General features: G+C 69.9%; 12 protein-coding genes. 6 read left to right on the top strand and 6 right to left on the bottom strand.

Going from position 1 to position 13,981, the window contains the following annotated elements; all coding sequences use genetic code 11:
- The first annotated feature begins 15 nt into the window (after positions 1 to 15).
- A complete protein-coding gene (gene yczR, locus F0415_RS02110; RefSeq protein ID WP_149859536.1) occupies positions 16 to 1,464 on the top strand; it encodes a MocR-like transcription factor YczR in 1,449 nt (482 codons plus the stop codon).
- Between the two features lie 39 nt (positions 1,465 to 1,503).
- Here yczR and typA read toward each other — a convergent pair whose 3' ends face one another.
- From typA to F0415_RS02090, 4 genes are all read right to left on the bottom strand, one after another.
- The gene (gene typA, locus F0415_RS02105) at positions 1,504 to 3,348 is read right to left on the bottom strand and encodes a translational GTPase TypA (protein WP_149859535.1); all 1,845 of its coding nucleotides are present in this window, start codon (positions 3,346 to 3,348) and stop codon (positions 1,504 to 1,506) included.
- Between the two features lie 214 nt (positions 3,349 to 3,562).
- Positions 3,563 to 4,183: a hypothetical protein gene (locus F0415_RS02100; RefSeq protein WP_149859534.1), complete on the bottom strand. Its 621-nt coding sequence runs from the start codon at positions 4,181 to 4,183 to the stop codon at positions 3,563 to 3,565.
- Positions 4,180 to 5,355, bottom strand: coding sequence for a M48 family metallopeptidase (locus F0415_RS02095; protein WP_149859533.1), 1,176 nt, complete (start codon positions 5,353 to 5,355; stop codon positions 4,180 to 4,182). The genes F0415_RS02100 and F0415_RS02095 overlap by 4 nt, the downstream gene beginning before the upstream one ends.
- On the bottom strand, positions 5,352 to 6,044 hold the full coding sequence (locus F0415_RS02090; protein WP_149859532.1) for a hypothetical protein: 693 nt from the start codon (positions 6,042 to 6,044) through the stop codon (positions 5,352 to 5,354). The genes F0415_RS02095 and F0415_RS02090 overlap by 4 nt, the downstream gene beginning before the upstream one ends.
- Before the next feature lie 214 nt (positions 6,045 to 6,258).
- Between F0415_RS02090 and F0415_RS02085 the strand changes: the two genes are divergently transcribed.
- The 5 genes from F0415_RS02085 (at position 6,259) to F0415_RS02065 (ending at position 11,048) form a co-directional block, all read left to right on the top strand.
- On the top strand, positions 6,259 to 7,458 hold the full coding sequence (locus F0415_RS02085; protein WP_149859531.1) for a pyridoxal phosphate-dependent aminotransferase: 1,200 nt from the start codon (positions 6,259 to 6,261) through the stop codon (positions 7,456 to 7,458).
- 61 nt (positions 7,459 to 7,519) lie between these two features.
- Positions 7,520 to 8,503, top strand: a complete 984-nt coding sequence (locus tag F0415_RS02080) for a malate dehydrogenase (RefSeq protein ID WP_149859530.1) — start codon at positions 7,520 to 7,522, stop codon at positions 8,501 to 8,503.
- Positions 8,504 to 8,554: 51 nt separating this feature from the next.
- A complete protein-coding gene (gene prpB, locus F0415_RS02075) occupies positions 8,555 to 9,442 on the top strand; it encodes a methylisocitrate lyase (RefSeq protein WP_149859529.1) in 888 nt (295 codons plus the stop codon).
- 11 nt (positions 9,443 to 9,453) lie between these two features.
- Positions 9,454 to 10,602, top strand: coding sequence for a bifunctional 2-methylcitrate synthase/citrate synthase (prpC, locus tag F0415_RS02070; protein ID WP_149859528.1), 1,149 nt, complete (start codon positions 9,454 to 9,456; stop codon positions 10,600 to 10,602).
- The gene (locus F0415_RS02065; RefSeq protein ID WP_149859527.1) at positions 10,602 to 11,048 is read left to right on the top strand and encodes an ion channel; all 447 of its coding nucleotides are present in this window, start codon (positions 10,602 to 10,604) and stop codon (positions 11,046 to 11,048) included. The genes prpC and F0415_RS02065 overlap by 1 nt, the downstream gene beginning before the upstream one ends.
- 10 nt (positions 11,049 to 11,058) lie before the next feature.
- On the opposite strand, the gene F0415_RS02060 is transcribed toward F0415_RS02065, so the two are convergent.
- Both F0415_RS02060 and F0415_RS02055 read right to left on the bottom strand, forming a co-directional pair.
- On the bottom strand, positions 11,059 to 11,550 hold the full coding sequence (locus tag F0415_RS02060; RefSeq protein WP_149859526.1) for a cell wall hydrolase: 492 nt from the start codon (positions 11,548 to 11,550) through the stop codon (positions 11,059 to 11,061).
- Positions 11,551 to 11,901: 351 nt separating this feature from the next.
- Positions 11,902 to 13,929 carry an NADPH-dependent 2,4-dienoyl-CoA reductase gene (locus F0415_RS02055; protein WP_188310255.1) on the bottom strand — a complete coding sequence of 676 codons (2,028 nt, stop codon included), beginning with the start codon at positions 13,927 to 13,929 and terminating at the stop codon, positions 11,902 to 11,904.
- Positions 13,930 to 13,981 lie beyond the last annotated feature (52 nt).

The following is a 13,981-nucleotide window of genomic DNA, read 5'->3' as shown; positions in this document are numbered from 1 at the left end:
TCGGGAGGTGGCCTCATGGAACGGAGCCTGGATGCCGGCCGGCTTGCCACCCTGGTGGGGAACTTCGGCCGCTCGCCGGCCTACCGCGGGCTTTGCCTGGCGCTGCAGGAGCTGATCGGCGACGGCCGCATCCCGGTCGGCACCCGCCTGCCCAGCGAGCGCGCGGTTGCTGTCGCGCTAGGGCTTTCCCGGATCACGGTGGCCCGGGCCTATGCCGACCTCGCCGAGGCCGGCTTTGCCCAGGCCAGGCAGGGTTCGGGCACCTACGCCGCCGTTCCCATCGACCGCCGCCGCGCCCACGACCACGCCTTGCGTCCGCTGCCGGATGGCGATGTCATCGACGGTGCCATCGACCTCAACTGCGCCGCCAGCGCCGCTTCGCCCGGCCTGGCCGCGGCCTATGAGCGCGCCCTTGCGGCGCTGCCGGCCTACCTGGGCGGGGACGGCTACCTGCCCTCGGGCCTGCCGGCGCTGCGCGCCAGGATCGCCGCCAGCTACGCCGAGCGCGGGCTGCCGACTTCGGCCGAGCAGATCGTCGTCACCTCCGGCGCGCTCTCGGCCCTGGCCATCCTGGCGCGGGCGCTGTCGGGGCCGGGCGACCGGATCATGGTCGAGTCGCCGGTTTATCCCAATGCGATGGAGGCCTTGAAAGCCGGCGGCGGCCGCCTAGTCGCCTCGCCCCTGGCCGATCCGCTGGGCGAGCAGGGCTGGGACCACGACGGCATCGAAGCGACGCTCCGCCAGGCTTCACCACGCCTGGCCTACCTGATCCCCGATTTCCAGAACCCCACCGGCTTCCTGATGGACGAGCCCGGCCGTGAACGTTACGCGCGTTCGCTGCATGCCGCCGGCACCACCGCGATCGTCGACGAGACCCTGCAGCCGATCAGTCTCGACGGCGGACCGATGCCGGCGCCGTTCGCCGCATTCGCCAGGGACGCGCTCAGCGTCGGCAGCGTCTCGAAGATGTACTGGGGCGGCCTGCGGGTGGGCTGGATCCGCGCGCCGCGCGAGCTGGTGCCGCGCATCGTCGCCGCCCGCATCCGCCTGGACCTGGGCGGCTCGCTGTTCGACCAGCTGGTGGTGCTCGAGCTGACGCAGCAGCCGGAGCTGCTGCCCAGGCGCAGGGAAGACCTGCGCCGACGACGCGACACGCTGGCGGCGGCGGTGGACGAATACCTGCCGGACTGGCGCTACCGCCTGCCCGGCGGCGGCCTGTCGCTGTGGCTGCGCATGCCGGCCGGCAGCGCCACCCGCTACGCGGCGCGGATGGAACGTCATGGCGTGCTGCTGGCACCGGGCCCGGTCTTCAGCGTCGAGGGCGGCGCCGACCGCTGGCTTCGCCTGCCCTATGCCCGCCACGAAGCGGAGCTGGTGCTGGCGGTACGGCGCATGGCCGAGAACTGGGCCGGCGGTCAGGAACAGCGCACCGGCGAACGGTCGGTGCCCGTCCTGATCGCCTGAGAGCGGCCCGGGTCGGCTGATACGGGCGGGGCCGGGGATTCAGCCGGCGCGGGAGGCGCGTTTGCGGTCGGTCTCGGTGCGCAGTTTCTTGCGCAGGCGGATCGCCGCCGGGGTGACCTCCACCAGCTCGTCGTCGTCGATGAACTCCAGCGCCTGTTCCAGGGTCAGCCGCAGCGGCGGGCTCAGCGCCAGCGCGTCGTCCTTGCCGGCGGCGCGGAAGTTGGTCAGCTGCTTGGCGCGCAGGGCATTGACGGTCAGGTCGTTGTCTTTTGCGTGGATGCCGATGATCTGGCCTTCGTAGATCTCCTCGCCCGGCTCCACCATCAGCCGGCCGCGCTCCTGCAGGGCGAACTGAGCGTAGGCGGTGGAAGTGCCGGTGTCATTGGAAATCAGCACGCCGTTCTGGCGCTGGCCGATCGCGCCCTCGGCCTTCGGGCCGTAGTGGTCGAACACGTGGAACAGCAGGCCGGTGCCGGCGGTGATGGTGCGGAACTCGGTCTGGAAGCCGATCAGGCCGCGGGCCGGAATGATGAACTCCAGACGCACCCGACCCTTGCCGTCCGGCTCCATGTTCTGCAACAGCGCCTTGCGCTCGCCCAGCCGGGCCATGACGCCGCCCTGATACTGCTCGTCGAGGTCTACGACCAGGCTTTCGTAGGGCTCCATCATCTGGCCGTCGATCTCGCGCACGATCACTTCCGGACGCGACACCGCCAGCTCGTAACCCTCGCGGCGCATGGTTTCGATCAGGATGGAAAGGTGCAGCTCGCCGCGACCGCTGACCTTGAACTTGTCGGCGTCCTCGGTGTCTTCCACCTTCAGGGCGACATTGTGCCGGGTCTCACGCATCAGCCGGTCGCGCAGCTGGCGCGAGGTCAGGAACTTGCCGCCGCTGCGTTCCTTGTTGCCGGCGAAGGGCGAATCGTTGACCTGGAAGGTCATGCTGATGGTCGGCTCGTCCACCTTCAGCACCGGCAACTGCTCGGGCGCGGCCGGGTCGCACAGCGTCTCGGAGATGCCCAGGCCTTCGATGCCCGAGAGGGCGACGATGTCGCCGGCCTGGGCCTCGGCCACTTCATGCCGCTCCAGGCCCATGAAGCCCAGCACCTGCAGCACCTTGCCGCTGCGGTTCCTGCCCTCGCGGTCGATCACCGTCACCGGCATGTTCGGGCGGATGCGGCCGCGCTGGATGCGGCCGACGCCAATGACGCCGACGTAGCTGTTGTAGTCCAGCGAGGTGATGCGCATCTGGAAGGGGCCGTCCAGGTCCACCGGCGGCGGCGGCACATGCTTGACGATCGCCTCGAACAGCGGCGTCATGTCGCCCGAGCGCACGCTCTCGTCCAGGCCGGCATAGCCGTTGAGGCCGGAGGCGTAGACCACCGGGAAGTCCAGCTGCTCCTCGGTGGCACCCAGGCGGTCGAATAGATCGAAGGTCTGGTTCAGCACCCAGTCGGGCCGGGCACCTGGGCGGTCCACCTTGTTGATCACCACGATAGGCCTGAAGCCCATCGCGAAGGCTTTCTGGGTGACGAAGCGGGTCTGCGGCATCGGGCCATCCATCGCGTCCACCAGGATCAGCACCGAATCCACCATGGACAGAACGCGCTCGACCTCGCCGCCGAAGTCGGCGTGGCCGGGGGTATCCACGATGTTGATGCGGTACTCGGCGCCTTCCGGCGAGCGCCAGCGGATGGCGGTGTTCTTGGAGAGGATGGTGATGCCGCGTTCCTTCTCCAGGTCATTGCTGTCCATCACCCGCTCGGCCAGCTGCGTGCGCTCGCCCAGCGTGTGCGACTGCTTGAGCAGCTGGTCCACGAGGGTGGTCTTGCCGTGGTCGACGTGGGCCACGATGGCGATGTTGCGGAGATTCTGGATGGACATGCGCAAGGGGCGCCGGGCCCTGGGGCCGGCGGCTTTCTGGAAGGGGAAGCGACGGATTATACCGGAGCGCGGGCCCTGCCGCCGCTGAACGGTTGCTGCCGTTTCGGCAAGCCCTGCCGGCTTCGTCAGGCCGGCCAGGCAGGGCTGGCGACGTTTCATCGCCCATCCCGCACGAGGCCGGGATCCCCGGCCCGCGCCGGGCCCGGCAAGGGATTCAGCGACGAACGAAGCGCAGGTGGTCGAACATGGCGGCAACCGCCGCTGCATCGCGGTCGTGGTAGTGCTCGCGCGGCGCCATCCACAGCAGCAGGTACAGCTTGCCCTCGAATTCGGCCGCCGCCGCCATGCCGCCGTAGCGAAGGCCCGAGCTACTGGCCATCTCCAGTTCGAAGCGCAGACCCGGCACGCCGCCAAAGCTGGCCGGACGCAAGCCGGGAGTTTCGATGTCGGCCCAGCCGCCCTCGCGCAGACCGTCCACCACCAGGTCGCGCAGTTCGTCGGGGCGCATTCTGCTGCGGTACCAGGGGCCGTCCGGGCGCGAGCGCCGTTCCTTTCTCTGCAGGAAGACGTGCTCGCCCGGCTTGATGCGGGTGACGATCACCAGCCGGTTCAGGGCCGGGCCGTCGATGGTCCAGGTTTCCATCCGGTGGTGGCCGCGGATGCGGGCCCAGTCCAGCCCGGACTGCAGTGCCAGCTCATTGACCCGGGCGGTGCTGGCCGCCGGCTGCAGCTTGCCGCCTGGGCTGGTCGAAGCGACGCAGGCCGCCAGCAGCAGGACGGCCAGGGGCAGGGGCAGGGCCCGGCAGATCGCGCCTTTCCGGTGGGGCATGCTCATGGCCGGGCCTCCAGCTCGGTCAGATAGTGGCGGATGAAGGCGGCATCGTCGGCTTCCGGTGCCAGCGCCAGGTAACGGCGCAGCGCCTCGGCGGCGGCGACGCGGTTGCCGCGCCCGCGCAGCACCAGACCCCATTCGCGCCAGGCGCCGGCCGGCGGGTCGGGCTGGCCGAGCACGGCCTCGTACAGGGCCTCGGCGCGCGCCTGGTCGCCGGGTTCGTTGCGCCGGCGCAGGGCCTCGGCCAGGTAGAAGCCGTACAAGGCCTGCAGCTCGGGCGGTGCCAGCGCGTGCAGGTCGCCGATCACCTGCACGGAGCTGTCGTACATGCGCCGGCCGAGTTCGTCCTCCAGCCAATCCATGAGGTGTGGCCGCACCGCCGCCAGGTAGGACTCGCGGCCGGGATCGCCGGTCCAGCCGTCCGGGGCGGCGGCCAAGCCGGCCGCGCGTACGTCGGCCAGGCGCTCGGCCGTGCGCGGGTGGGTGGCAAACACGGGGATGGGCTTGCCGTAGCGGCGGGCGTCCTCCTCGGCCTTCATGCGCTGCCAGAGGCGGGCACCGGCCATCGGGTCGTAGCCCTGGGCCACCGCGGCGGCGAAACCGGCGCGGTCGGCCTCGCGTTCGGCATCACGGGAGTGCTGGTACAGGCTGGCGGCGCCGAGCAGGCCCGCCACCTGGCCGGCGGCGCCTGCCCCGCCGGCCCAGGCGACCAGACCGAAGGAGTTCAGGAAGGCGGTGGTGCGCTTGGTCCTGCGCCATTGCTGCAGCGAATGCCGCTGTCGGAAATGGGCGAATTCGTGGCCCAGCACCAGGGCCAGTTCGGATTCGTCCTGGAAGCGCAGCAGGGCGCCGGTCCAGACCATCATCATGCCGTTTGGCGCCATCGAGGCGTTGAACCAGGGCTGCTCGATCACGTACACGCGCAGGTCGGCGCAGTAGTCGGCCGCGACCTTGCAGGCGACGCCGCGCACGTAGGCGTTCAGCGCCTCGTCGTGCAGCCGCAGCGGATGCTGACGCAGCTCCCGCTCGGCCTGGTCCATGGCGTACCAGAGCTCGTCCTCGTCGCTGCCCGGCGGCGGGCGCACGCCCGGTTCGGCCGGAGCGGGGCCGGCCGCGGCGGCGACCGTCACGCAGACGGACAGAAGCAGGGCCAGCCAGGCCGGACGGCGGCTCACAGCGGCAGGCCCTCCAGCAGTTCCTTCACCGTGTCCTCGGCGCCTTCCGGGTCGCGCAAGTCGCCGGTTTGCCGCGACATCAGGTTAAACCAGACCACCTGGCCGCTGCGCAGGTCCACCAGGGTGACCACCGCCACCTGGCGGCCGCCGCCGATGTCCACCAGCTGGCCGGCGGCCAGGCCCGCCAGCACCCCCAGCACGCGCAGCGCCGCCCGGCCTTCGCTGGTGTAGCTGTCGCGGATGTAGGAGAACAGGGCGTAGTCGGCGCCGGTCGCCTCGCGCAGCTCGGCCACGCCCCCGCCCAGGGTCCAGTCGAGGCGGCCGCCCTTGGTGGCCAGGTAGCTGCCCCTGCGGGTGTAGAGGGCGATGCTCAGTGCCACTGCCTCGTGCAGGCGCACCAGCTGGCCCAGGCGGGAGTCGGCGGGCAGGTCATCCGGCAGGTCGAAAGCGGGGCGGGTTTGGATGCCCTTGCGCTCCAGCCAGCGCGCCACCACGACCGGGTAGTGTTGCCGGGCCGCCTCGGACCAGGCCCGGCGCGGCTCCTGGACGCCACCAGCGGTAACCAGGCTCAGTTCGATGTCTGGCTCGACCATCACCACGCTGCCGTCGATCCGCAGCGGCCGTCCGTCCGGACCGGTGGCGATGCGGTTCTGGTCGTAGGCCGCAGCGACGGCCGACAGCAGCGCCATGAGCCCGGCCAGGAGGCCGGCCAGCCGACCTTGCTGCCGCCGGGACGGAGAAACGGGCGCGTCTTGCGTGGGCTTTCGCATGGGCACCTCCGGTGCTGCCGAGCATGCCCGTTCCGCGGCCGCAGGCAAGCCCCCGTCCCCGGCGTCGGGTGGAGTGGGCGTGGTATCCTTCCGGGGTTTCCCCACCCTGCCATTCACGCTTGCGAGGACAGTGATGCCCCAGCTTGCCAAGCGCGTGGGCCGCGCCAAGCCCAGCGCCATCATGGCCGTGGCCGAGAAGGCCAGGAAGCTCAAGGCCGAAGGCCGCGACATCGTCAGCTTCTCCATCGGCGTCCCCAACTTCCTGCCCGGCGAACACGTCTACGCCGCGGCCCGCGAGGCCCTGGCCCGGGACAGCGGCCAGTACGGTTCCAACCGCGGCTCCGAGGCATTGCTGGATGCCTTTCTCGGGCACATGGCGAAGCTCGGCCTGGAGGGCTACCGGCGCGAGAACTGCGTGGTCGCAGTCGGCGCCAAGCACATCCTCTACAACCTGTTCGAGGCCATGCTGGACGAGGGCGACGAGATCGCCTTCCCGACCCCGTACTGGACCAGCTACCTGGACATCGCCGAGATCGTCGGCGCGAAGATCCGCCTGCTGCCCTGCGGCTCCGAACAGGACTACAAGCTGACCCCGGCGCAGCTGGACGAGGCGCTGTCGCACAAGCCGCGGGTGTTCCTGTTCAACAACCCGTCCAACCCGACCGGCATGGTCTACACGCCGGACGAAGTGAAGGCGCTGGCGGCGGTGATCGCAAAGCACCCGGACACCTGGGTGATCACCGACGACATCTACAACCGGATGCTCTTCGACGGCATCGCCTACAGCAACTTTGTCCAGTTCGAGCCCTCGCTGCGCGAGCGCACGGTGTTCGTGGACTCGCTGTCCAAGACCTACGGCATGCCGGGATGGCGAGTCGGCCTGATGGCCGGTCCGCAGGAAGTGGCCAAGGCGGTAGTCACGCTCAACTCCAACCACATCACCAACATCCCGGAGATCGTCACCGCTGCGGCGGTGGCCGCGCTGTCCGGCCCGCAGGACGTTCCGAAGGCCAAGTGCGCCGAGTTCGCCGGCAAGCGTGACCAGGTCATGGCGACCCTTGAGTCCATCCCGGGCCTGATCTGCCCGCGGCCGCAGGGCGCCTTCTACGTGTTTCCGGACATCAGCTGCGCCTTCGGCAAGTCGCACAAGGGCGTGAAGATCGACAACGACGTCGACTTCTGCAACGTGCTGCTCGAGGCCAAGGGCGTCGCTTGCGTGCCCGGTTCGGCCTTCGGCGAACCGCGTTCGATGCGCATCAGCTACACCTGTCCTACCGAGCAGCTGCCGGTCGGCCTGGAGCGCATCCGCGAGTTCTTCGCCGAGCTTTCCTGATTCCCCAGCAACCCCGAGGCGGCGCCCCACAGGGCGCCGCAACCGTTCCAGGAGATTCCCCATGAAGACCCCCGTTCGCGTTGCCGTCACCGGTGCCGCCGGCCAGATCGGCTACTCCCTGCTGTTCCGCATCGCCTCGGGCGAGATGCTCGGCAAGGACCAGCCGGTGATCCTGCAGATGCTCGAGCTGCCGATGGACAAGGCCCAGGCGGCGCTGCGCGGCGTGATGATGGAGCTGGAGGACTGCGCCTTCCCGCTGCTGGCCGGCATGGTGGGCACCTCCGACCCGGATGTGGCCTTCAAGGACGCCGACATCGCCTTGCTGGTCGGCGCCATGCCGCGTGGACCGGGCATGGAGCGCAAGGACCTGCTGCTGAAGAACGCCGAGATCTTCACTGTCCAGGGCCGTGCCCTGAACAAGGTCGCCAGGCGTGACGTCAAGGTGCTGGTGGTCGGCAACCCGGCCAACACCAATGCCTACATCGCCATGAAGTCGGCGCCTGACCTGGACCCGCGCAACTTCACCGCCATGCTGCGCCTGGACCACAACCGCGCCCTCAGCCAGCTGGCCGCCAAGGCCAATGTCGCCGTCGCCGACATCGAAAAGCTGGTGGTGTGGGGCAACCACAGCCCGACCATGTACCCGGACTACCGCTTCGCCAGGGTGAAGGGCCAGTCGCTGAAGGACATGATCAACGACGCCGACTGGAACGCGAACACCTTCATCCCGGTGGTGGGCAAGCGTGGCGCCGCCATCATCGAGGCGCGCGGACTGAGCTCGGCCGCCTCGGCCGCCAACGCCGCCATTGATCACGTCCGCGACTGGGTGCTAGGCACCGACGGCAAGTGGGTGACCATGGGCGTCCCGTCCGACGGCAGCTACGGCATCCCCAAGGACGTGATCTACGGCTTCCCGGTGACCTGCAAGGACGGGCGCTACGAGATCGTCCAGGGCCTGGAGATCGACGAGTTCAGCCGCGAGCGCATGAACAGGACCCTGGCCGAGCTCGAGGAAGAGCGCGCCGGCGTCGCCCACCTGCTGTGATCCATCAGCGAAGGCGGCCACCAGGCCGCCTTCGCGCTCGAGAGGCAAGCCATGAGCAATACCCCTTCCGCCGGCGCACGCTTCCGCGCCGCCCTGGCCGCCGAATCGCCGCTGCAGGTGGTCGGCGCCATCAACGCCAACCACGCCCTGCTGGCCAAACGCGCCGGCTACCGCGCCATCTACCTCAGCGGCGGCGGCGTCGCCGCCGGTTCGCTGGGCATCCCCGACCTGGGCATCACCGGCCTGGAGGACGTGCTGGTGGACGTGCGCCGGATCACCGACGTCTGCGAGCTGCCGCTGCTGGTGGACATAGACACCGGCTTCGGCCCCAGCGCCTTCAACATCGAGCGCACCGTCAAGTCGCTGATCAAGGCCGGCGCCGCCGCCTGCCACATCGAGGACCAGGTCGGCGCCAAGCGCTGCGGCCACCGCCCTGGCAAGGAAATCGTGCCGGCCGAAGAAATGGTGGACCGGATCAAGGCTGCCGCCGACGCCAGGACCGATCCGGACTTCTTCCTGATCGCCCGCACCGACGCCATCGCCGTCGAGGGCGTGGACGCCGCCATCGAACGCGCCATCCGCTGCGTCGAGGCCGGTGCCGACGGCATCTTCGCCGAGGCCGCCTACGACCTGCCGACCTACAAGCGCTTCGTCGAGGCGGTGAAAGTGCCGGTGCTGGCCAACATCACCGAGTTCGGCAAGACCCCGCTGTTCAGCCGTGAGGAACTGGCTTCGGTGGGCGTGGCCATCCAGCTGTACCCGCTGAGCGCCTTCCGCGCCATGAACAAGGCCGCCGAGGCGGTATACCAGGCCATCCGCCGCGACGGCCACCAGAAGGCCGTGCTCGACCTGATGCAGACCCGCGAGGAGCTGTACGAACGCATCGGCTACCACGAGTACGAGCGGCGCCTGGACGCGCTGTTCGCCAGCAAGAAGTGAGGGAGGAACCCATGAGCGAGAGCACCCTGCCCAAGCCGAAGAAGTCGGTGGCCCTGAGCGGCACCGCCGCCGGCAACACCGCCCTGTGTACGGTCGGCCGCAGCGGCAACGACCTGCACTACCGCGGCTACGACATCAAGGACCTGGCCACCAGGGCCGGCTTCGAGGAGGTCGCCCACCTGCTGGTGCACGGCACGCTGCCCACCGCCAGCCAGCTCGAGGCCTACAAGGCCAAGCTGCGCCGCCTGCGCGGCCTGCCGGCCATCGTCCAGGAAGCGCTGGAACTGGTGCCGGCCAGTGCCCACCCGATGGACGTGCTGCGCACCGGTTGCTCGCTGCTGGGCACGGTGCTGCCCGAGCGTGAGGGCCATCCGGTGGCCGAGGCGCGCGACATCGCCGACCGGCTGATGGCCAGCTTCGGTTCGATGCTGCTGTACTGGTGGCATTTCACCCGCAACGGCCGCCGCATCGAGGTCGAAACCGACGACGACACCATCGCCGCGCACTTCCTGCACCTGCTGCACGGCCAACCGCCGAGCCAGTCGCATGCGCGCGCGCTCGACCAGTCGCTGGTGCTGTATGCCGAGCACGAGTTCAACGCCTCGACCTTCACTGCCCGGGTCATCGCCGGCACCGGCAGCGACATGTACAGCTGCATCACCGGCGCCATCGGCGCCCTGCGCGGTCCCAAGCACGGCGGCGCCAACGAGGTGGCGATGGAAATCATCGCCCGCTACGGCAACCCCGACGAGGCCGAGGCCGACATCCGCGCCCGGGTCGAGCGCAAGGAGATCGTTATCGGCTTCGGCCACCCTGTCTACACGGTGGGCGATCCGCGCAACCCGATCATCAAGGAGATCTCGCGCAAGCTCTGCGCCGAGGGCGGCAACCAGGTGCTGTTCGACGTGTCCGAGCGCATCGAGAAGCTGATGTGGGACATGAAGAAGATGTTCCCCAACCTCGACTGGTACAGCGCCTCGGCCTACCACATGATGGGCGTGCCGACGCCGATGTTCACGCCGCTGTTCGTGATCGCCCGCACCAGCGGCTGGAGCGCGCACGTGATCGAGCAGCGCATCGACGGCAAGATCATCCGGCCCAGCGCCAACTACACCGGACCCGAGGACCGGGCCTTCATACCGATCGAACAGCGCGGCTGATGTACCCGTACTGGGATGCCAATGCCGCAGTGCTGCTGGTCACCGTGGCCTGCGTCGGCACTGCCGTGCTGATCCATTACGAAGGCCTGAGCCTGCTGTCGCGGCAACTGGCCCTGCACCGCGAGGGCAGGGCCCGCCGGAAGGTGCTGTACGGCATCTGCGGCGTCCTGCTGTTGCACGTCGCCGAGATCTGGGTGTTCGGGCTGGGCTTCTGGGGACTTGCCCGGGTACAGAATGCCGGCATCGTGCTCGGCGCCCAGCCGCTGCACCTGCTAGATGCCGTCTACCTGGCGGCCATGTCCTATACCACCGTGGGTTCCGGCGACGTGGTGCCGGTGGGGCCGATCCGCTTCCTGGCCGGCACGGTGGCCTTGACCGGGTTCGTGATGCTTACCTGGTCGGCGTCCTTCACCTACCTGGAGATGGAACGCTACTGGCGCCGGTAGCGCCGGAGCCTCAGGGCGCCAGGCGGGCCTGCTCGGCGGCGGGGGCGGCCGGCGGAGGGCTCAGGCGCTGGACCCGGAAGAAGGTGTGGTCGCCGATGGTGGCCACCTGCGGGGCCGTGGCCCAGGCCGGATTGGCCAGCTCCAGGGCAGCGAAATGGCTGGCGCCGGGAACCACCTCCCGGCGCTGCCCAGGCGGCAACTGCCAGTCCCGCTGGGTTTCGAAGGCGATGCGCACGGCGCGTTCCCACGCCTTCAGGTTCTTCAGGCGCAGCCCCGGGTTCACCAGGGTCGGCGCGAACTGTTTGCGGGCGGTGACGACCTCGCAGACCGATTCGCCCCAGCGGCCGCTGTCGCGACGGCGCAGGGCGACCTCGGCGACGGCGCGCTGGCCCAGCTCGGACTGGTTGCGGGCCTCCAGATACACCGTCGTCGCCAAGCACAGCGGGTCGGCGGCGGGCTGGGGAAGGATCTGGGCCAGCCACAGGATGAAGGACAGCTTCATGGCGGAACTCCTTGCTCCGTTGCGCCGAGACGCCTTGCCCGCGGTCTTGTGCGGGTCCCGTTGGGGGCTACGGGAAGGAAGGGCGCCAGCGGCCTGGCGTTTTGGGGATGGACGAGCCGGGCTCGCATTCCGGGGCGGCGGTTGCTCATGGTGGGCCGCCCGGAATCCCCGCCAGGCCATGCGCGGCGGGGCCGTCGGCCGGCCTGTCGGGCTCTGCCCCGGGCCGGTCCAGGCGCGCATGGTACGGCCGGGAGCCGAACCTTGCCTGAACGCCCGTCTACAAGCCCTTGATTTGTTTTGGAGTAATCGCTCGACAAACGGCCGCGATCAGGCCCTGCGGCATGGTGCCGGTCAAAGCGCTGCCGCCAGGCGGCTGCCCTGGTCGATGGCACGTTTGGCGTCCAGCTCCGCCGCGACATCGGCTCCGCCGATCAGGTGCACGCTGCGACCGGCCTCGACCAAGGGTGCCTGCAGCTCGCGCAGGGGCTCCTGGCCGGCGCAGACGACGACGTGGTCCACCGGCAGCAGGCGCTCCTCGCCCTCGACCCGGATGCGCAGCCCGGAATCGTCGACGCCTAGGTATTCGACCCCGCCCAGGGCACGCACACCCTTGGCCTTGAGCGTGGCGCGGTGGATCCAGCCAGTGGTCTTGCCCAGGCGAGCACCGGGTCGGCCGGGGCTGCGCTGCAACAGCCAGAGCTCCCGGGCCGGCGGTTCCGGCCGCGCCGGCGCCAGACCGCCGGGGGCGCCAGAGTCCGGGGCAACGCCCCATTCGACCATCCACCGCTGCGGATCGAGGCTGGGCGAGGGGCCTTCATGCACCAGGAACTCGGCCACGTCGAAGCCGATGCCGCCGGCGCCGATGATGGCAACCTTCTTTCCAGGCACCACCCGGCCCTGCAGCACGTCCAGGTAGCTGACGACCTTCGGATGGTCGGCGCCGGCGAAGGTCACCTGGCGCGGGCGGATGCCGGTGGCCAGGACGATCTCCTCCCAGTCGCCGGCGAGGATGGCGGCGGCGCCCAGCCGCTCGCCCAGGTGCTGTTCGACACCGGTCTGTTCCAGCCGGCGGCGGAAGTAGCGCAGGGTCTCGTGGAATTCCTCCTTGCCGGGGATGCGCTTGGCCAGGTTGAACTGGCCACCGATCTCGGCTGCCGCGTCCACCAGCGTGACCCGGTGGCCGCGCTCGGCGGCGACCGTGGCGCAGGCCAGGCCGGCCGGGCCGGCGCCCACCACCAGCACCTTCTTCGCCCGCGCGGCCGGGCGGTAGACCAGCTCGGTCTCGTGGCAGGCACGCGGGTTCACCAGGCAGCTCGCCGTCCTGTTGACGAAGACGTGGTCCAGGCAGGCCTGGTTGCAGGCGATGCAGGTGTTGATGTCGTCGCGGCGGCCCTCGCGCGCCTTGTTCACCCACTGCGGGTCGGCCAGCAGCGGCCGGGCCATGGACACCATGTCGGCCTGGCCGGCAGCCAGTATGGTCTCGGCCACCTCGGGCATGTTGATGCGGTTGGTGGCCACCAGCGGCAGCTTCACGTGCGGCTTGAGCCGGGCGGTGACGTCGGCGAAGACGGCGCGCGGCACCGAGGTGGCGATGGTCGGCACCCGCGCCTCGTGCCAGCCGATGCCGGTGTTGATGATCGTGGCACCGGCTGCCTCGATGGCCTTGGCCTGCATCACGATCTCGTCCCAGGCCGAGCCGCCCTCCACCAGCTCCAGCATGGACAGGCGGTAGATGAGGATGAAGTCCGGTCCGACCGCCTCGCGGATGCGGCGGACGATCTCCACGGCGAAGCGCATGCGCTTTTCCGCGCTGCCGCCCCAGGCGTCGGTACGCTTGTTGCTGCGCGCCGAGAGGAACTGGTTGATCAGATAGCCCTCCGAGCCCATCACTTCGACGCCGTCGTAACCGGCATCGCGGGCCAGGCGGGCGCAGTTGACGAAAGCGCGGATCTGCCGCTCCACGCCGCGGGCCGAAAGCGCGCGCGGCGTCAGCGGGCTGATCGGGGCCCGGATCCGGGACGGGGCCACGAGCAGCGGATGGGCGGCATAGCGGCCGGCATGGAGGATCTGCAGGCAGATCCTGCTGCCGGCCTCGTGCACGGCCTTTGTGACGATACGGTGCTTGTGCACCTCCCAGGGCCAGCTGAGTTTGCCGCCGAAGGGCTTGAGCCAACCGACGATGTTGGGTGCGATGCCGCCGGTGACCATCAGGCCGACGCCGCCCTCGGCGCGCTCGCGGAAATAGGCGGCCAGGCGCGGGAAGTCGCGGGCGTGGTCTTCCAGGCCCGTGTGCATGGAACCCATCAGCACCCGGTTGGGAAGGGTGCAGAAGCCGAGGTCGAGGGGCCGGAACAGGTACGGATAGGGCGTGGTCGTCATCGTCGCGCGAAAAGGGCGGGCGTGGCGGGCGGACAAGGGCCGCACCATGCCC

This window comes from Arenimonas fontis (assembly GCF_008386465.1).
Classification (GTDB): Bacteria; Pseudomonadota; Gammaproteobacteria; order Xanthomonadales; family Xanthomonadaceae; genus Arenimonas; species Arenimonas fontis.
The sequence above is the reverse complement of the archived record's forward strand: the minus strand, read 5'-3'. Positions and strand labels throughout refer to the sequence as shown.

What these genes read in the sequence shown, in the direction of transcription:
- yczR (WP_149859536.1), top strand. Translation starts at nt 16, where the DNA reads ATGGAACGGAGCCTGGATGCCGGCCGGCTTGCCACCCTGGTGGGGAAC.
- typA (WP_149859535.1), bottom strand. Translation starts at nt 3,348, where the DNA reads ATGTCCATCCAGAATCTCCGCAACATCGCCATCGTGGCCCACGTCGAC.
- F0415_RS02100 (WP_149859534.1), bottom strand. Translation starts at nt 4,183, where the DNA reads ATGAGCATGCCCCACCGGAAAGGCGCGATCTGCCGGGCCCTGCCCCTG.
- F0415_RS02090 (WP_149859532.1), bottom strand. Translation starts at nt 6,044, where the DNA reads ATGGCGCTGCTGTCGGCCGTCGCTGCGGCCTACGACCAGAACCGCATC.
- F0415_RS02085 (WP_149859531.1), top strand. Translation starts at nt 6,259, where the DNA reads ATGCCCCAGCTTGCCAAGCGCGTGGGCCGCGCCAAGCCCAGCGCCATC.
- F0415_RS02080 (WP_149859530.1), top strand. Translation starts at nt 7,520, where the DNA reads ATGAAGACCCCCGTTCGCGTTGCCGTCACCGGTGCCGCCGGCCAGATC.
- prpB (WP_149859529.1), top strand. Translation starts at nt 8,555, where the DNA reads ATGAGCAATACCCCTTCCGCCGGCGCACGCTTCCGCGCCGCCCTGGCC.
- prpC (WP_149859528.1), top strand. Translation starts at nt 9,454, where the DNA reads ATGAGCGAGAGCACCCTGCCCAAGCCGAAGAAGTCGGTGGCCCTGAGC.
- F0415_RS02065 (WP_149859527.1), top strand. Translation starts at nt 10,602, where the DNA reads ATGTACCCGTACTGGGATGCCAATGCCGCAGTGCTGCTGGTCACCGTG.
- F0415_RS02060 (WP_149859526.1), bottom strand. Translation starts at nt 11,550, where the DNA reads ATGAAGCTGTCCTTCATCCTGTGGCTGGCCCAGATCCTTCCCCAGCCC.
- F0415_RS02055 (WP_188310255.1), bottom strand. Translation starts at nt 13,929, where the DNA reads ATGACGACCACGCCCTATCCGTACCTGTTCCGGCCCCTCGACCTCGGC.